4 protein-coding genes are annotated in these 2,855 nt (G+C 74.2%); 3 read left to right on the forward strand and 1 reads right to left on the reverse strand.

The annotated features are described in order from the left end of the window. Positions 1 to 659: 659 nt before the first annotated feature. Complete coding sequence (locus HLB15_RS23145) at positions 660 to 1,508, forward strand: hypothetical protein (RefSeq protein ID WP_171109072.1); 849 nt, start codon at positions 660 to 662, stop codon at positions 1,506 to 1,508. A 7-nt stretch (positions 1,509 to 1,515) separates the two neighbouring features. Here the strand turns inward: HLB15_RS23145 and HLB15_RS23150 are convergent, their stop codons facing one another. Beyond that, the gene (locus HLB15_RS23150) at positions 1,516 to 1,758 is read right to left on the reverse strand and encodes a hypothetical protein (protein ID WP_171109074.1); all 243 of its coding nucleotides are present in this window, start codon (positions 1,756 to 1,758) and stop codon (positions 1,516 to 1,518) included. A gap of 81 nt (positions 1,759 to 1,839) precedes the next feature. Here HLB15_RS23150 and HLB15_RS23155 point away from each other — a divergent pair, with 81 nt between their 5' ends. Then, on the forward strand, positions 1,840 to 2,613 hold the full coding sequence (locus HLB15_RS23155; protein ID WP_171109077.1) for an alpha/beta fold hydrolase: 774 nt from the start codon (positions 1,840 to 1,842) through the stop codon (positions 2,611 to 2,613). Between the two features lie 2 nt (positions 2,614 to 2,615). Beyond that, a partial coding sequence (locus tag HLB15_RS23160) for a hypothetical protein (protein ID WP_212760276.1) occupies positions 2,616 to 2,855 on the forward strand: 240 nt, incomplete at its 3' end.

Raw genomic sequence — 2,855 nt, forward strand, 5'->3', positions numbered from 1 at the left:
TCTCGAAGTCGTACCGCTGCTCGTCGGGGCGGGCGGCGTGGACCTGGTGGACGCGGTTGATCAGCTCGGCGGTCTGGGCAGGGCTCAGCCCGGAAGTAGAGTGGTACGGCATCGGTCCTTCGCTCGGCTTGATGGGGTCTCGACAACCACGATCAAACCGGACGCAAGGACCGTTGCGCTATCTGCCCGATCTTGACCCCGACCAGCGAAGAAGCAGGTCAGGACCTCACACACTCATGGCTACCCCTGAGCCGCTGAATAACGCTCACAGTCAGCTTCGGTGAGCCGCCGTTGGTGACTGTAGTGGACCTGTTGGGCCTCGGCGGGCGTGCGGCCGTCGTTCGAACCGTCGGTGCGTTCGCGGTTGGACCGGTGCGCCCATTCCAGGGTCGCGATCTCGATTCGGCCAGCGCGTCCGCATCGAGGTAGCGGACCGCCAGCCCAATACCAGGCGTGGTGGTGCGGTGCAGCGCGCGATGTCGTGCCCGGCCCGACGCAGCCGCAACCACGGCTTCCTCGCCGCCACGATCTGGCGTGCCCCACTCCCCGGCGATGACCTGCTTCCACTCCTGGTCGGCCATCGCCCGGCGCCGCCCCAAGGAAACGCCACTCCACTCGTGGTAGTCGACCTAGATCGGGCAGAGCAGTACGTTTCCCCCATGAGCAGCGACAGCGACGCCCCGGCGACCGAGGGCGGCGAGAAGACCGAGCGGCTGGACCGCCTGCGGGCCCTGCTGACCAAGCCCATCAAGATTCCCGAGTCCGCGTCCGCCGACAGCGACGACGCCGACTACGCCGCGGCCGTGGCCGCCACGCCGGCGACCGGCGAGGCGGCGCCGGAGGCACCTGCCCCCAAGCCGAAGGCCGCCAAGGGCGCCAAGGGGCCTGTCGAGACGCCGCCCGCCGTGAAGGCGGCGGCCGAGGCGCTCGACCGGCTGACCGACGAGGAGAAGGAGGCCGTCGTCGACGGCGCGCGCGGGCGGTCGCGTCGCACCTGGGCCGACGCCTACCTCGCCAAGCCGGACAAGCCGCTCACGGCGCAGGAGGTGCAGGCCGAGCTGACGATCGCGCTCAAGGAGCAGGGCACCGAGCTGCGCGAGCTCGTCGCCAAGGAGACCGCCGCGGTCCGCAAGGAGCAGGCGGAGGCGGTCGAGCAGGCCGCGGGGGCGACGCTCCACGCCGCCCTCGAGCAGGCGCGCGCGCACGCCGACACCGCCGCAGAGGCTGCTGCCGACCGCGCGGCGGCGACGGCGCGCGAGGAGGCGGCACGCCTGCAGGAGCAGCTCGACGAGCTCACCGCGACGGCGGGCACGCTGCGGACCGACCTGGCCGCCGCGCGGGCCGCCGCGGACACCGCCCAGGCTGCCGCCGACGCGGCCGCGAACGCTGCGGCGACGGCGCGCGAGACGGCCGACACGGCGACGAGGAAGGCCGCGACGGCGACGACGCTCGGGTTCGTCGGCATCGCGCTGGCCGTCGTCGCGGCGGTGCTCGCGGTCGTGCTCTGAGCGCCGGTCAGGCCTGGCGGTCGGCCCGGGGGTCGTCGAGGTCGGTACCGGCGCGCAGGACGAAGCGCCGGTGCCGTCGCGCCGAGCGCCCGGCCGCGTGCCCGCCGTAGTACAGCGCCGGACGCTCGAGGATCGGGGCGTACGTGATCCGAGGGCTCGCGAGCAGCTCGGCGACGAGTGCGTCGAACGCCGCGTCGACCGGGGACGCGACGCGTGCGCCCGGCACCTGACCTTCCGAGGATCCGTACATGTGTTCGATTCTATCCGTCGCCCCGCCGGGCGTCCACCTCTGCGCTGGCTCACGCGCGGGCTCCGTCGCTACGGTCGGCAGATGATCAGCCACGACGTCACCGGCTCCGGCCCCGCCCTCCTGCTCCTGCACGCCGGCGTCGCCGACTCGCGCATGTGGGAGCCCCAGCGTGAGGAGCTCGCCCGCACGCACCAGGTCATCCGCTGCGACCTGCGCGGCTACGGCGAGACCCCGCTCACCACCGAGCCGTTCGACAACGCGCACGACGTGCACGAGCTGCTCGAGCACCTGGGTGTGGACCGCGTGGCCGTGGTCGCCGCGTCGGCAGGCGGTCACGTCGGCCTCCAGGTCGCGTCCGCGTGGTCCGAGCTCGTGTCGGACCTCGTGCTGATCAACGCGGCCTACGAGCTGCCCGCCACACGGTCGCTGCAGCGGTTCGCGCGCCGCGAGGACGCTCTCATCGAGGCGGGCGACATCGACGGGGCGACCGAGCTCAACGTCGCGACCTGGGTGGGCCCCGAGGCCGACGACGCCGCCCGCGAGCTGGTGCGCACCATGCAGCGCCACGCGTTCGAGGTGCAGCTGGCCGTCGAGGAGGACGCCGAGCAGGAGGGGCCGGAGATCGACCTGGCGGCGGTGACCGCCCGCACGCTCGTCGTCTCGGGCGGCCAGGACCTCGACCACTTCCGCGCCGTGGCCGCGCACCTGGCGAGTCACGTCCCCGGCGCCCGGCACGTGCAGCTCGGCTGGGCGGGCCACCTGCCCAACCTGGAGCGCCCCGAGGAGATCACCGCGCTGCTCGCCGACTTCCTCGCCGAGGCACCGGCCGGTCGCACCACCGCCCGGAACGCGTGACCGTGGCCCAGCAGAACCGGCCCGGCGTGCCCGACGTCCCCGCCGGGGGCGTGCCGCGGCACGCCGCGCGCGAGCGCAGGCCGCGCGGGCTCAAGCCGTTCCTGGCCGACCTCACCGCCGAGGTCCGTGGCCAGCTCGCTCGGGGCGAGGCGGCGCAGGCGACACCCGCCACGGCCGTCACCGACGCGCCCACCACGGCCGCCTCGGAGGGCGCCCCGCCGGCCACCACCGCCCCGGCGACC

Source organism: Promicromonospora citrea (assembly GCF_013004695.1).
Taxonomy (GTDB): Bacteria; Actinomycetota; Actinomycetes; order Actinomycetales; family Cellulomonadaceae; genus Promicromonospora; species Promicromonospora citrea.